At 63.7% G+C, this 14400-nt stretch carries 15 protein-coding genes and 1 pseudogene; 5 read left to right on the forward strand and 11 right to left on the reverse strand.

The window, feature by feature from the left end:
* Positions 1-78 precede the first annotated feature (78 nt).
* Positions 79-807, reverse strand: coding sequence for a sterol desaturase family protein (locus NHF48_RS03475; RefSeq protein ID WP_253072324.1), 729 nt, complete (start codon positions 805-807; stop codon positions 79-81).
* A gap of 59 nt (positions 808-866) precedes the next feature.
* Positions 867-1559, reverse strand: a complete 693-nt coding sequence (locus NHF48_RS03480) for an OmpW/AlkL family protein (RefSeq protein ID WP_253072325.1) — start codon at positions 1557-1559, stop codon at positions 867-869.
* Between the two features lie 132 nt (positions 1560-1691).
* Here NHF48_RS03480 and NHF48_RS03485 point away from each other — a divergent pair.
* The 3 genes and pseudogenes from NHF48_RS03485 to NHF48_RS24615 all read left to right on the forward strand — a co-directional run.
* A pseudogene (locus NHF48_RS03485) lies at positions 1692-1901 on the forward strand (coproporphyrinogen III oxidase); the annotation flags it as partial.
* A 583-nt stretch (positions 1902-2484) separates the two neighbouring features.
* Complete coding sequence (locus NHF48_RS24265; protein ID WP_274705116.1) at positions 2485-3480, forward strand: GGDEF domain-containing protein; 996 nt, start codon at positions 2485-2487, stop codon at positions 3478-3480.
* Between the two features lie 303 nt (positions 3481-3783).
* Positions 3784-4497, forward strand: coding sequence for a response regulator transcription factor (locus tag NHF48_RS24615; RefSeq protein ID WP_253070250.1), 714 nt, complete (start codon positions 3784-3786; stop codon positions 4495-4497).
* Here NHF48_RS24615 and NHF48_RS03500 read toward each other — a convergent pair.
* From NHF48_RS03500 to NHF48_RS03540, 9 genes are all read right to left on the reverse strand, one after another.
* A complete protein-coding gene (locus NHF48_RS03500; protein WP_253070251.1) occupies positions 4475-4963 on the reverse strand; it encodes a hypothetical protein in 489 nt (162 codons plus the stop codon). The two genes, NHF48_RS24615 and NHF48_RS03500, sit on opposite strands and share 23 nt — an antisense overlap.
* A gap of 56 nt (positions 4964-5019) precedes the next feature.
* Complete coding sequence (locus NHF48_RS03505) at positions 5020-5382, reverse strand: hypothetical protein (protein WP_253070252.1); 363 nt, start codon at positions 5380-5382, stop codon at positions 5020-5022.
* On the reverse strand, positions 5351-6118 hold the full coding sequence (locus NHF48_RS03510; RefSeq protein ID WP_253070253.1) for a hypothetical protein: 768 nt from the start codon (positions 6116-6118) through the stop codon (positions 5351-5353). The genes NHF48_RS03505 and NHF48_RS03510 overlap by 32 nt, the downstream gene beginning before the upstream one ends.
* Positions 6078-7697, reverse strand: a complete 1620-nt coding sequence (locus NHF48_RS03515; protein WP_253070254.1) for a fimbria/pilus outer membrane usher protein — start codon at positions 7695-7697, stop codon at positions 6078-6080. Before NHF48_RS03515 ends, NHF48_RS03510 begins: the two co-directional genes overlap by 41 nt.
* A gap of 269 nt (positions 7698-7966) precedes the next feature.
* Positions 7967-8722: a fimbria/pilus periplasmic chaperone gene (locus tag NHF48_RS03520; RefSeq protein WP_253070255.1), complete on the reverse strand. Its 756-nt coding sequence runs from the start codon at positions 8720-8722 to the stop codon at positions 7967-7969.
* Between the two features lie 61 nt (positions 8723-8783).
* Positions 8784-9248 (reverse strand): hypothetical protein, encoded by a 465-nt coding sequence (locus NHF48_RS03525; protein WP_253070256.1) that lies wholly within the window; start codon positions 9246-9248, stop codon positions 8784-8786.
* Positions 9249-9324: 76 nt separating this feature from the next.
* Positions 9325-9630, reverse strand: a complete 306-nt coding sequence (locus tag NHF48_RS03530) for a helix-turn-helix transcriptional regulator (RefSeq protein ID WP_253070257.1) — start codon at positions 9628-9630, stop codon at positions 9325-9327.
* A 22-nt stretch (positions 9631-9652) separates the two neighbouring features.
* Positions 9653-10893 (reverse strand): IS3 family transposase gene (locus tag NHF48_RS03535; RefSeq protein ID WP_253070258.1). Its coding sequence is split into 2 segments (ribosomal slippage): positions 9653-10546 and positions 10549-10893, totalling 1239 coding nucleotides; the frame shifts between segments, so codons are not numbered across the junction.
* Positions 10894-10908: 15 nt separating this feature from the next.
* On the reverse strand, positions 10909-11304 hold the full coding sequence (locus NHF48_RS03540; protein ID WP_253070259.1) for a hypothetical protein: 396 nt from the start codon (positions 11302-11304) through the stop codon (positions 10909-10911).
* Between the two features lie 292 nt (positions 11305-11596).
* Between NHF48_RS03540 and NHF48_RS03545 the strand changes: the two genes are divergently transcribed.
* Both NHF48_RS03545 and NHF48_RS03550 read left to right on the forward strand, forming a co-directional pair.
* Positions 11597-14122, forward strand: a complete 2526-nt coding sequence (locus NHF48_RS03545) for an HWE histidine kinase domain-containing protein (protein ID WP_253070260.1) — start codon at positions 11597-11599, stop codon at positions 14120-14122.
* Positions 14123-14163: 41 nt separating this feature from the next.
* On the forward strand, positions 14164-14337 hold the full coding sequence (locus NHF48_RS03550; RefSeq protein WP_253070261.1) for a hypothetical protein: 174 nt from the start codon (positions 14164-14166) through the stop codon (positions 14335-14337).
* Positions 14338-14400: the final 63 nt, after the last annotated feature.

Consider the following 14400-nt stretch of genomic DNA (forward strand, 5'->3'; position numbering starts at 1 on the left):
TCGACGCCGCTACCGAGCGCTGCGTGGCCGAACGCCTGTCCGCCCGGCTGGCTAGAACCGGGCAGGGGCTGGTCATGGTCAGCCACCGTCCGGCGATGGTCGCGCTGTGCGATAGGCAACTCGCGGTCGCTCCGGCGTCGGACGCGATCGTCGCGCTACCCACGGGTACTGCTTCGCGACCGCGTCGGTATAGCCGAGATTGAAAACCGTCGGACTCTTTGCCGGCCGTTCGAGCCGGCGATAGAGCGTCCCGAACACGCGGTCCCACACGAAATTGGTAATCCCGAAATTGCCCGTCTCGTCGTGGAAATGATGCTCCATGTGGCGCGCCTTCATCACCGCCAGCCATTTGACCCGCGGCTTGTACGAAAGATGCTGGATGCAGTGGAAGAACTCGTAGACGCAGGTGCACAGCAACCCGGTCGCGAACCCCGCGGCCGCGCCGCCGAGCCCGCCGATCAGCCAACCCGGCACCACGGCGACCAGCATCAGCGTCGGCAGCGTCGTGTAAAGTGCGCCGAACAGCACTTCGAGATGGTTGGGGTCGCGGTGATGATCGTAATGGATCCGCTTCCAGGTGCTTGCGAGCAGCGGCGTCTTGAACATCCACTGCGAGTGCAGCACCCAGCGGTGCAACGCGTACCAGATCAGCGGATAGGCGAGCACGACCAGCGCGATGGTCGAGATGGTCGGCACCACCTCCGCCGGACGCCACGCGAAGACGCCGACCGACGCTATGACCAGCGCCAGATACGCGACGATCGCATGATGCTGCAGATACGCGATCGTCAACTCACGCAATGTCATTCGGTCGAGGTGATGCGAGCGGCCCCAGAACGGATCTGCTCGCTTCGTCGTCCCGGTCGTCACAGCCGAATACCGAGCCCGATGCCGAACACCAGCGGATCGAGACTGATCGCGACCCGCTGCGTGCCGGCCGCCGTGGTCCGCAACCGCGCGGTCGTTTCGATGTCGATATATTTGACGTCGAGGTTGAGGAACACTTTCGGCGTGATGTCGATATCGACGCCGGCCTGAGCCGCCCATCCGACGCTGTCCTTCATGCGGACGTCGGTCGGTCCCACGGCTGCGACGAGACCGTCCGACGCCTTCTCGTTCCAGAAGATCGTGTAGTTCACGCCGGCACCGACATAGGGGCGGACCTTGCCGGTGGGGTTCAAATGATATTGCGCGGTCAGTGTCGGCGGCAAGACCCAGGTCGACGCGAGCCTGCCGATCGATCCGGTCGTGCCGGTGCGACCATCGGCGTGATGCTTGGTAGTCGACGCGATCAACTCGAAGCCGATGTGATCGGTCGCCATGTAGGTGACGTCGACCTCGGGCATGAAACTGTCGTTGACGCGGACATGCTCGCCGGGAAACGCGGGCAGGACGCTGCCGGATTTCTCGTTCGGCGCGACCAGGATAGTCCGCACGCGCAGCAGCACGTCACCGGCGGCATTGCCCTGGCGCGGTGCCGCGTCGGTCTGCGCGAACGCTGGCGCGGCCACGGCCATACCCGCACATGCCGCACCGATGGCGAGGCTCTTGATCGACACGTTCATTGTCCGGCTCCTGTAATCCAATGCCGTCGAGCTACGCGCGCGGCACGGCGCCGGCGTTGATCGCGGACAAGGATCGGGTTGACCGCGGTCAAAGACGTCACGCCGGCCGCCGCCCATTTGGCGGTCATGTGGACCTATCATCCAGAACTGCTCGCGGTGCCGGTGCCGCGCTACACTAGCTATCCGACCGCCGCGGAGTTCACCGACGCCGTCGGCCACGCGGACATGCACGCCGCGCTGACGGGAATCGCCACCGATAAAACCGCCTCGCTCTACGTGGACATCCCCTATTGCCAGCAGATCTGCTGGTATTGCGGGTGCAACACCGGCGCAGCCACGGCGTTAATTGGTCCGTAGAGGAGGCCGGTCAGCACATCGGGGGCGCTACACGATACTGGAAAGCGTTAAGAATTAAGCGATGATCCCGCCGCCACGTTGTCGTTCATTGCGGCGTGATCGACCCGGCCATGCCGGAAGATCAAAGCGGCTACGCGGCTGGAGCTACACCACGCGGTGGGACACGATCGTCATTTTAAGAACGCAACGTTGGGCGAGACGATTGTACCGCCTGTCGGGTGGAACCAAGTTCAACAGCGACCAAACCGGTCCTCGTAACCAACTTGTAGAACTCGACATTTCGCCGCGCTGACGGGCGATGTAGTCGTTTGTGGCAAACGCCAACAGTCCGACATTCCCGCCACCAGTTCAGCCTCCGGGCCATACTCGTCGTACGGATAGATCGTTAAACTGGTTTGACGGCGAAACGTGCGGTGAGGCTCCGCCTTAAGAAGCCCGATGTTACCGGATTTCTGCAATGCCTATTCGGAAACCGTTGACCGCACTGATGAAGACGAAGGCGCCATGCAGTCCTCACCTGTTCAATCCTGCGGGCTGAGGCATTTTTCGTAACACAAGCTTCATGTTTGATCGTTACGGCAACAAAATGAAACTACCTTCGTCGCCTCGAGCGATGCCGCCAGTTCAGCGCTGGCATGATCGTCTGGACGCTCTGATCGCTTGGTCGACCGCGCTTTCGGTCGCCCAGGCACGCACCGTGACCGCTGCAGCCGTCGTAGTCGCAGGACTTGCCGATTTTGCGACCGGCGATGCCTTATGGTTCGGCCCGATCTACCTGCTGATCATCTGCGTGCCCGCGTGGACCCTGGGCTGGCGCGAGGCTGCGCTGACTAGCGCCACGTGTGTGGCGGTATCGCTCGCCGCGAACGGACTGGAGGCTTATCCCCTTGGTCGCACGGCGATCGCCTGGAACATGGCCATGCGGATTTTGGCGGTGACGATCATCATCGTTTTGATGTCCGGCACGCGCCGCTCGCACGATCGCGAATGGAACCGCGCGCGTAGTGATCCCTTGACCGGGCTCGTCAACGAGCAGGCCTTTTACGACAATGCCACGGCGGCCGCGAAGGGTCAGCTGTGGGGGATACTCGCCTACGTCGACCTCGACGGCTTCAAGCAAATCAACGACCGCCATGGCCACGCCGCGGGGGACGAAGCGCTACAGGCCTTCGCCAGCGGGGTGCGCGACTTGATCCGATCGGACGATGTGTTCGCCCGCATCGGGGGCGACGAATTTCTGTTGTTTCTGCCGGTCGATAGCGAAGCCGAAGGCTATGAGCTTGCCACCACGCTGCATCTGCGGATGAACTGCCTGCAGACGACGTTGGTGCTGGGCTGTAGCATCGGCGCCCTGGTGTTGGACCTGAGCGAAACCGCGATCCACAAGGACCATGTCAGCCTCGCCGACCGGCTGATGTACGAAGCCAAGAACGAAGGAGGCGCCATCTGGATTCGTACTGCCGGTGTGCCGGAAGATGGCGGCTGGACGGGCCCGGGAGCGCCTCTCGACCACCGAGAGGTCTTCGGCGTCATCCCTGCTCCCAGCGCCCTGCACTGAGGTGGCGGAAGTGGACGCGTGATGACCGCAACTGGGCATGGCCGGACGCCGTAGGGTACTTACCGATAGCCTACGGATTGCGCTTACGGCGATGACCTGTTCCGATTTCGCCGTTTGTCATGCGTCCGACCGCGGCATTCGTGAATGCTAAAAGCCCGTAATTATTTACAACGCCTTTACCATATGTGCGAATATACGAAACTGACCCGCAATTCGTTATGATCGCTCGCATATGAAGCGCATGATTAGCGGACGTGAATGCCACCTCCAAGAAGTAGCAGCACGCAACCGGGAGAATGCAGGGTGGATTCGAGCAATCGACGCCGCGTACAGTGTATCTATATCGTTGGCGAGAAAACCGGCCAAACGTTCAAGGAGATATCCAGGTTTGTTCTAGGCAATGCGAGTTACACTATCACCAGCATTCCCGATTTCGACGAATTCGTAGGCGACATCGAAAATATCGAGCCGGGGTGCGTCGTCGTGAAGGCGAGCGCGGTCCAACTCGCGCAACTCGCCCTTGCGCGCGTAGAGAGCGCTCGATCGCCGCCGTTGTCGTTGATCCTGCTGGGGGACACACTCGACGTGGCGACCGTGATCGAGGCGATGAAAGTGGCGTCGATCCAGTTTCTCGCACGCCCTTTCGATGCATCGCATCTGCTCGCTGCGTTGGCGGAAGGGTTCGATAGCCTGGATCGGGAGTTGCAGACCACGACCGCGGATCGCGCGGGCGTCGATCAGTTGGCGTCGCTGACGCCGCGCGAGCGCAACGTGTTCGAAGGGCTGATCGATGGCCTGTCCAACAAGGAGATCGCGAAGCGGTTGGCGATCAGCCACCGGACGGTCGAGGTGTACCGCGCCAATCTGGCAGTGAAGCTGCATTCCAAGAAACCGACCGACTGGGTTCGGCTGAAGTTGGGGCTTTCGCCGGGAACGGCAAATCGGCGGCGCGACGACACGTCGGTGGAGGAACCGGTCGTCGACACCCCGGAGATCAGGGCGACACGTCGATCGTGATCGTGTCGCTGTAACGCCCTGACGGCATGCCTGCCACCTCGCCGACGGTGACGCGGAGTTCGAGCGCGACGCCGTCGATCGTCAACGGCGGGGCGATCGTGCGCGACGATGGCCCTGCCAGATCGACGGGTGTTCCGTCGATCGCAAGGCCGTAGGGGATACGGGCCTGGCCTGAGTCGCTGCCGACCAGATGACCCGTGTTCGCCGATACGACGAGCAGATGCGCGACGGTGTTTGCCCGAACCTGAAGCATCGCGGTGCGCTGTTCGCCAGTGGTGAGCGTGCCGAGATCGATCGCCTGCGCCGACGTTCCGCTAGCAAAGCCACTGCTGGTCCCCGCGAAGTTCGCCTGGGCGCGAGCGATGCTCCGCAAGAGGAGCGTCGACCGCGCGGAAAAGCCGTCGGCAGCATCGGGCGTCCGGAGCATCGCCTGGACGATCCGGGAATATTCGCCGGCTGCGATCAACGAATCCTGGTCGACCAGTAGTCTCCAGACGATCGTGACGCGGGGCCGCGCGGTCGTCAGGCGGACGGTCGACAGATCGGGGAAAGTCCGGTCACGACGCCGTCGCCGGACTGCACCTCGATCCGATATACAAGCGGGCGTGTCGCGTCGCCGAACCGGATCGTGCGCAACGGTGCCGACGCATCGTCAACCAGTGCGACGGTCGCCTCGCAATCCGTACCCTCGACCAGATCGACGGTCGTTCGCAGCGATCCCTCGCCGGGGGTCATGCCGAACGGGTCGTAGGCGATGGGGCTCGCGACCAACGTGCCGATCCGGACATCGCACGCGAATGCGGTGACGGGCATCGCCAACCCCAGCACGAGCGCGGCGCCGGGAAGCCAGCGGCTAAGGGCGGACTGCATGAAGCGTACCGACATCGACTATTCCCTTCGAGAGTTCTGAGACGGCGAACTCGACCGTGGCCACGGTTTCGATCGTCACGCGGTAGCGACCGGGCGAGAGATGGTCGGCCGCGAACCGGCCTGCGTCGTTGGTGAAGATCGGCCGTTTGCCGAACGCCTGGTCGCCGATCTTCTCGATGACGCCGGAGTAGTTCGACACCGGCCCGCTGGCGGTGACGATGAACCCCATCGCGATCCGCGACGCTGCCGATCCGACGGCGACTCGGTAGCCCGACGCGGAGCCCGGAAAGGCGAGCAATTGCCCATCGCCCAGATCATAGCCGGCGGGCAGCGGATCGACGTCGTAGATGTCGAGGATCGGGCTGAAGACCCGGTTGAGCGGCACCAGTGGCGCGCCAAGCCAATCCTGTCGGCCGACCACGTAACCCGCCTCGTCCTTGATCGTGACCGCCGCGCCGTCGAGCGTGGCGTGTCGATCGAAGATCGCGAAATTGCCGACGCCGGGGCGACCGATCGAGACCTTGCCGTCGGCAAAACCGAGAAAGGTCGATGCCCGCAGCCGCGTCTCGCGCGCGCCGATGCCGGTCGGGGAGCGGGCATATTGCAGGTCCTGCTCGATCGACGCGATGAACCGGTTGCCGAAATAGCGCGCATCGCCGGATACGCCCGCACGCTCGTCGCTGCGACCGAGCTGGATCCGGCCCGACAGGTCACCGACCTGGTCGATCGGACTCCGGCTGGCCTCGATCACCCCAGTATTCTGGCGGGTGTCGACTCGTGCTGCGATTGTATCGCGTCGCCCGGTGCGCATCGACAGGCCGAGCAGGCCTTGCGGATGCCAGCCGCCCGGCAGGTTGCGCTCGATACCGAGGGTGGCCGTCCAGACGAAGCGACCGCGCGTGAGATAGCCGTTCAGGTCGAGGCCCTGCCGTCCGGTGTTGCTGCGCGTGCTGCCGTAGCTTGCGATCGCGGCGAGACCGTAATTGCCGCGTCGCCAGTCGGCACGGGCATCGATATGCCAGCGCTCGTCGTTGATCCGTCCGTCGCGATCGAAGGGCGAGGGAGAAGTCCTTGCTGTAGCGGCTCGACAGGACCGTGAAATTCCAGGTGTCTCGGTCGAGCGTCAGCGTCTGGAGCCAGTCTATGCTGAACGCGGTCCCCTGCTTTCCGTCGAACCGGCTGGTGCTGGCCTGACCACGGAACAGCCCGATCGGCGTGCCGACCACGCCTTCCCCGCTGACCTGCCAGTTGCTGTCCGCATATTGCCCACCGGTGCCGAGCGTGAAGCGGTTGGCGAAGCCGTGCCGGATATAGCCGGTGGCGGTCATCGGACCGCCATAGCGTCGCTCGCCATTCTCCTGCCGGCCGAGCGCGGCGCCGAAATCGGTGAGCCCGCCGGCCAGCATCGCGGTCGCGGTGAAGAAGGCTGCGGATGCCACCTCGTGACGGCCAAGATCGTCCTCGACGATCAGCCGGACGTCGTTCGCGCCGAACTGCGACGATAGATCCGTCAGCTGATATCGGCCCGGATCGAGGCGCAGGCGGCGCGTCTCGACGCCGTTGGTCTCGACGATGATCGTCGATGGCCGGTCGAGCGTCACACCGCCGCGCCCCGAGGGACGGATATTCTCGAACGGCCGGATCCCCTGATAGTCGCGCGCAACCGCGATGCCGAGGATCGTGTTGCTGCCTTGGAAGCCCGTGATGCGCGGTGTCAGTTCCCCTGCAGCGTAGCGGATGGCCGAGTCGAAATCGTCATAAGTCAGCCGCGTCACCGCTCGATCGAACCCGTAATGCCCGCCGTCATGCTCGGCGAGGACACCGCCCGACCGGAGGGTAACGCCTGGAAACGCGCCGAACGTGACGAACCCGTCCGCCGTCACGCGCAACGGCGACCGTCCGCGGTCGGGCCCGCTGTCGATAAATCCCTGATCGATCGCCAACCCGACACCGCCCGCAAGCCGTGCCTGCTGCATGTAGCGCGAAGGATCGGGACGAACGTCGCCGCGCATGCTGAGCGACTGGAGCGCGAGCGCGCTCGCCGGCACGGTAACGGCGACCTCGAGCGTCGCCGGATCGTAGCGGACACCGATCGGCGGGACGTCGAGCGCATCGAAGCGTGCCCGGAGAGCCGGTCCGACTTTCGCCTTCAGCTTGGCGAATAGCGGGGCATCGATGCTGGGACCAAGCAGCGCCAACAGACGGACGGCGTCGATATCGCCATTGCCCGCCGTATCGACGCGAACGCCGATCTCACCAATCAGGCGCCCGTTCACGAGTAACGGCGCATCGAGGTCGACGAGGCCGCGCGGAACCAACGGCGGTGTCACCAGGGGGTGCCGTCGGAGGCGATATTGCCGAGGGCGGCGGTATCGCAGGCTGGACATCCTGGGGGAGGGTGGGGGGACCGCGCCCGTTCTCCTGCCGGGCCTCACCGGCGCCAGCGACGGCATCGTCGGCCGCGATTAGCGCGGCGACGTCCAGCGTCGCGAACGGGACAACGGCTGCACCCGCGGCCGAACCGCAGGACAGTGCGAAGAGGCTGACCGCCGATCGCCTTAAGTACCGTTGGGCACGCCAAGGAGACCGTCGTGCGCGGTCATAGGCCGCGGCCACCTCGCTCCTCCGGAAGAGCGCCGATGATAAGCTGGGCAGGCCCCTTGATCGTGTCGACAAGGGACATTTCACGCGACGCGCCAGGCATCACGAAGACGGCGTCGCCGTAGCGGATCTGGTCGAGCGCCAGCGGTTCGACCTTGTCACCGCGTTTCAACTGCCAACTGTACAAGGTCAGGTCCGCGACACCGGCGCCGCTGTTGGTCATTCGTCCGTGCAGCGCGCCGTCCTTTCCGAGCACGAGATCGCCGGTCATCGCCAGCGCGGGCTTCAGCGAGTCCGGCTGGACGATCGCGGTGGTGTTGAAATTGAGCGACATCGCCAGGTGGCTCTGCATCGCCGCCGCTGCGTCCTGCTTGACCATCTCGGTGGAATTGGTCTGCTTCACGCGGAGGACGAAGACCTTGCCCTTGTCCATCGTCGGCGCACCGACATAGCGTACCTGCATCAGCTGCGACTTGTCGCCGGCGATGCTGGCTTGCGGCGGGAAGATCAGGAAATCATTGGGCGCCGGCGTGAAGGCCCGCTTGCCGGCTTCGTCGACCGTAACCGAGAACGGCTGGAGCTCGACGTTGAGGACTTCGGCGCGGGTATTGGTCACCGTGATCCGGGCCGTCGATCGCGCGCCGCTAGGCGTCAGCGTGTAGATCATCGGTTGTACGCTGTAGGCGAAGGCGAGCGTCGAGGTTAGGGCCGTAAGGGCGAGGCTGGCGATGACGCGGCGCGATGTTCTCAGCACGATGTTTCCCCGGAAAAAAGGAGGTGGACGCCACCGGATTGCAGCGTCCACCCCAGTAGTATCAGCCGACCGTCACATCCCAGCTCTCGCTATATGCACCAGCGAGGAAAGGCAGCGTCTGCAGCGTGACCGAGAAGTTGCCCGGCAGGCCGTTGGCGACGGTCGCATCCGGTGCGCCGATACCCGACGAAATCGCTGCGCTGGTCATGTTGACGTTGTTGAACGGCAGAAGGTTGCCGTCGAGATCGAGCGTCAGGTTGTAGTGAACCTGCGACGAGGACGGACCTGCGAAATAGCCGTTGGCGGCATCGACGGTGATCGCCTTGTTGCCAGCTTTGTTGCAGGTGACCAGCACGCCAGCGATGTTCTGCAACGTCTGGTGCGAAGGATCGAACGAACGTGCGGTCATGTCGACCTTGCAGACCGGCGCGATCGTGCCCGTCGTGGTCAACGTAGCAGCGCTGGCAACACCTGCAAATGCGGTCGAAGCAACGATGGCGATGGAGAGAACCTTAAATCCGTTCATGATGAATTCCCGTGCTGTTGATCGACTGGATCGCCGATGGCCTTTGTCTACACACCAGCCTTCGTTCACAAATCGTTCAGTTGAATAGGTCTGATTGACTATCGCTATGGTGTAATTTGCGTTGAACATGCACGGAAAGCGACAAGGCTATTCTTTGTGCCTGGGGTGCCCCGCTGACATTCATCTTTGCATAGATCGATCGCAGATGGGCGCGCACCGTGTTCACGGAGATGTTGAGCGTCCGCGATATCTCCTTCGGGCAGACCGCGTCGGCCACGCCCTGGAACACCGGCAGTTCGGACGGCGTCAGGCCGAACATCGCGCCCGCTATGCTTGCGTCGATCAGCGTACGCGAACTGATATCGTCGAGCGTGACCAGCAACACCCAGGTTGTTGTTGCCCCCCTAAAGGCCTGACAGGGCCTCGCAGGTTTGCGCGATGAACTCGCGGGGTGATCGATAGCGCAAAGCGCGGTGCGGATGCACCTCGTTATAGTGGGCGAACCAGCCAGGCAGTTGGTCGATGACGCTCTGCGCATTTGGCCTGGGGTTCACACGGACATAATCGCGCTTGAGGGTGCGAACGAACGCCTCAGCCATGCCATTCGATTGAGGACTGCTGACCGGGGTCGTGCGCGGTATCAGCCCAATGCCCCGGGCGAACGCACGTGTGTTGCGAGCGGTGTAGCAGCTGCCGTTATCGGTGAGCCACTCGATCGGTTCGGGCACGCGGTTCACCTGGCCGTAGCGATGCTCGACCGTGGCGACCATCAGGTCCTGGACGTCCTCGGCGGTGATGCCGCCCGTCGTCGCCACGTGTCCCATGGCTTCACGGTCACAGCAGTCGAGCGCGAAGGCGACACGCACCTTCTCGCCATTGTCGCAGGTGATCTCCAACCCATCGGAACACCAGCGGGTGTTGCGGAGGTCGACGGCGACCCGGCCGTCGTGACGACGTTCCTCGCGGCGTTCGCCGCCTCGCTGTAGGAGCAGCCCGTGCACCTTCATGACGCGGTAGACGCGTTTCGGATTGGGCGCTTCGCGCCCGGTCTTTTCGGCCTCCCGGCGCAGCAGAGCATGAACGCGGCGATAGCCATAGGTTGGCAGATCGGCGACGAGCGCGCGGATGTCGTGGACCAGCTCAGCATCCGGCAGTGGTGGTCGTCCGCGTGGCCGGGGCGCTGGGCGATGGCGCATTGCGGACAGGTGTGGGCGAGCAATGCCGACCGCCTCGGCGACCGCGCTCACCGTCCATCCCGTGGCAACGAGGTCGAGCGCAACAGCAGTTTTTTTGGGCCTGCGGCCCGGGACACGGCCTCGCGGAGTAGCTCGTTCTCCATGGCCTTCTTGCCGAGCAGCCGGTGTAGTTCACGCACCTGCGCCTCGAGCGCACGGTACTCGGACGCCGGCACCACTTCCTCGCCAGCTGCCGCGGCGGTCAGCGCACCCTGCGCCATCAGGCGCCGCCAGGTGAAGATCTGATTGCCGCCGATGCCGTGCCGGCGGGCGACGAGCGACACGCTCATCCCCGGTAGATACGTCTCCTCGACGATCCGGACCTTTTCCTCCGGTGTCCACCGCCTCCGGCGCTGAACACCGGAGAGAACCTCGCCATCGTTGTAACGCCTGGTCGTACCGTCAGTCATATGCCTCACTCTTATCTAAGAGCGGGGCCCTGTCAGGTCATTTAGGGGGGCCACCTCACAGGTTCCATCGACGATGGTCTTGAGAATCGTCACCGCGACCCAGCGCGATACGCCGAAAGGCAGGATCAACGCCGCTACCGCCTCGTCGCGCGACAGCGCGAGCGCCGCCTGCTGCTGGAACAATCGATTCGACGCGGGTTCGGCAAAGCGCAGGCGGTGGCCGACATGCGGAGCGACCATGCCGACATCGAGCAATCGCTGTCCTGCCTGGTTCGTGCGCTGCAGCCGCAGCGCATCGTCGAGCACCAGCCGGGCCTGCGCATCGAGTTCGAACCAGGCCACGCTCCAACGCTGCGCAAGTGCGCTCGGGCTGGGCCGCGATAGCATATCCATTCTGTCGATGACGCTCATAGGACCCCTTGGAATGTGCCGCTGTCAGAGTTGCAGATATTCCGTGCTTCGATCTCGGGATGAATGCGTCTTGTCGATCGCCCACCCTCTCCTACCCCTACATCCAACCAATCTAACCGAAGTTAAAGTACGTACGGCAACTTAGGTAATGCCCCTTAGGTAATAGTCCTTAGTCGATCTTGATGTTGGCTAGTCGGGGAAGGTGCTGGATGATGACCCAACGGATTCTTGAATATTATCGACGTAGTAGGCGATGCTTCAAACAAATCCGAGGGATGGGGATAATTGCGAGATGCACGCGGATTGCGAGCGCGAACCGATCACGTTTCCCGAACGCATCCAGAGTTTCGGCTTTCTGCTTGCGGTCACCAACAACTGGGTGATCGAGAGGGGCATCGGCGAACCTGTCCCAGTTTCTCGGGATGGAGGCCCAGTCCGCCATCGGGATGCTTCTCGACCGCGTGATCCCGCAGCCCGCGATGCATCACCTGCGATACCGCGTTGCGATGCCCGGCGCGGGCCGGGGATCGACCGGATCTTCGGCTTGCGCTTGAGGCCGGGGGGAGATCTTTACGACCTCGCCTTTCACCTGAGCGGCAATCTCCTGATCATCGAAGGCGAGCCCTGCGGGAGCGACCAGCCGGCCAGTGCGGCGACCCTGGTGCGTTCGATGATGGGGCAAGTTCAGTCGCAGGCTACGATCGATTCGCTCTATATCGACGCCGCGCGCCAGGTCCGCGCGATTACCGGCTTCGACCGCGCGCTCATCTATAGGATCGGCGACGACGGTACCGGGCAGGTGATCGCCGAGTCCGCAAAGGCCGATGTCGATCCGCTGCTGGGACTGCACTTTCCCGCGACCGACATCCCCAGCCAGGCGCAAAGCCTGTATCTCCGTAACCCGTTCCGGATCATCGCGAACGTCGCCTCGGCGCCCGTTGCACTGGTCTCGTCGGGCTCGGGCCGGACTGCGCCGCCGCCGCCACTCGACCTGACACTGGCAGTCACCCGCGCGGTATCGCCGGTCCATATCGAGTATCTGCGGAACATGGGCGTCGCGGCGTCCTTGTCGATCTCGATCATCATAGACAACGCGCTCTGGGGCCTGTTCGCCTGCCATCATTTCACGCCGCGGCTGCCGAGTTTCGTCATGCGCAGCGCCGCCGAACTCTTCGGCGCGATGTTCTCGCTGACGCTAGAGAACCGGCTGCATGCCAGCGCCGCCGCGGACGATGCACGCAACCGTATCGCGATCGAGGAGATTGCCGCCGCGGCAACGGCAGACCCGACGCGGCTGGCCGACCCCACGTGGTTGAGCACGACCATTGCGAAGGTCATAGACTGCGACGGCATTGCGCTGACGAACAACGGCGCGCTCACCACTGCCGGGACAGTGCCCGACAAGGCTGCGATCATGACGCTGGTGGAAAGCCTCGACAGGGCGGATATCGACCGCGTCTGCGCGACGGACTGTCTTGGCCATTCAGAGCGAGTGGCAGGCGTGCTCGCCATTCCCATCGCCCGGTCGCCTCGCGACTATCTATTGCTGTTCCGGCAGGCGCGCGTCGAACAGAAGCGCTGGGGTGGAGATCCCGACCCTGTCGTCGTCGTCGAGATAAGCGAACCACCCAACGCAGCGAGCTTGCCGCATCCCAGAACCAGTTTCAGTCCGTTCGTACGTGGCAACCTCGGTCAGTCTTCGTCGTTCACCGATGGCGATTGCCGTGCCGCGGAGATGATCCGAACGGCATTCGACCGCATCCTCCTGAAGCTGCTGGTAACCAAGACGAATCACGCCGAGCAAGGATCCGCGCGACAGGACATGGTGATCGCCGAACTCAACCACCGGGTCCGCAACATCCTGACGCTGATCCGCGGCTTAATCGGCCAGACCGCGATCGATGGTATCGGCACCGAGGATTACGTCGCGGCGCTTGGCGGTCGCGTCCAGGCCTTGGCGCGCGCGCACGATCACGCGACACGGGGCGATGGCGTCTCCGGCACGCTCGTCGCGTTACTGGATGACGAGATCGCCGCGTTCGTACCGACCCGGCGCGATCGGTTTCAGATGTTAGGGCCCGCCGTTCGGTTCGACGCGCAGGCGCTGGCGACATTGGCGCTCGTCATCCATGAACTCGTCACGAACAGCGTCAAGCACGGCGCGTTCTCGACCAGCGGGACGGTCGAGTTGCACATTACCAACGATACCGACGGCGTGCGCATGGCGTGGCGCGAGCGCCAGGGGCCGACGCCCTCCGGGCCAAGGGAACGAGGGTTCGGTTCGGTCATCATCGAACGCATGATCCCGTTCGACCTGCAGGGTCTCGCGCGGACCCGCTATCCGCCCGCAGGGTTCGAAGCCGACTTTTTCGTCCCCGCGGCGCATGTCGTGGCGGAGCCCGAATTGCTCGTAGCGATTCCCATAGGAACGGCATCGTCCGACGCACCGTCGGAACGCCCCCTGGCAGGACTATCCGTGCTCTTGCTCGAGGATAACATGATCGTGGCGCTCGAGGCGGAGGACCTGCTTCATCAACTGGGTGCCGCGAAGGTGGAGATAGCGGCTGACCTTATCGGCGCCGAGAAAGCAATCGATCGCGGTGGCGTCGACATCGTCATGCTCGATATCGGCATAGGCGACCTCAACAGCGCACCGCTGGCACGCCGCCTCTCCAGCGTGTCGATCGCCTTCTTCTTCGCCAGCGGCTACGACGAACGCCCCGGCCTGGCGTCCGAATTCGCCGACATACCGATCGTCGGAAAGCCGTACAGCCTTACCAATCTGCGCATGGCGGCCACCCAGTCCTTGATGCGGTAGATCCCGTTTCCATTGCCAAGCTCCGGCAGGCACTGATCTCGGTGACGCCAGCGTTGCAGGAACGCGAACTCGCCACGATCGCAGCCCTGTCCGATGCTATTGCCGGAGCGCTTGAGGACCGCGGCGTTCCACCGCTACACGCTGCGCTGGCTGCGCAGGTCGGCATGACGGCGATCGCCCATGAGCAGATTGAGTGGCTGAACGACAAAGCATAGGGCTTGGCGAGCGGTTCGCGATAGCGGCAAGCCCTGCGAGAATTGCGGTAGCGGAGACCCGAA

Source organism: Sphingomonas sp. H160509 (assembly GCF_024124765.2).
Lineage (GTDB): Bacteria > Pseudomonadota > Alphaproteobacteria > Sphingomonadales > Sphingomonadaceae > Sphingomonas.

Bases quoted from the DNA above. Each gene is read 5' to 3' on its own strand.
- NHF48_RS03475 (WP_253072324.1), bottom strand. From the start codon at position 807: ATGACATTGCGTGAGTTGACGATCGCGTATCTGCAGCATCATGCGATC.
- NHF48_RS03525 (WP_253070256.1), bottom strand. From the start codon at position 9,248: ATGAACGGATTTAAGGTTCTCTCCATCGCCATCGTTGCTTCGACCGCA.
- NHF48_RS03505 (WP_253070252.1), bottom strand. From the start codon at position 5,382: ATGTCGGTACGCTTCATGCAGTCCGCCCTTAGCCGCTGGCTTCCCGGC.
- NHF48_RS03540 (WP_253070259.1), bottom strand. From the start codon at position 11,304: ATGAGCGTCATCGACAGAATGGATATGCTATCGCGGCCCAGCCCGAGC.
- NHF48_RS24265 (WP_274705116.1), top strand. From the start codon at position 2,485: ATGTTTGATCGTTACGGCAACAAAATGAAACTACCTTCGTCGCCTCGA.
- NHF48_RS03545 (WP_253070260.1), top strand. From the start codon at position 11,597: ATGCACGCGGATTGCGAGCGCGAACCGATCACGTTTCCCGAACGCATC.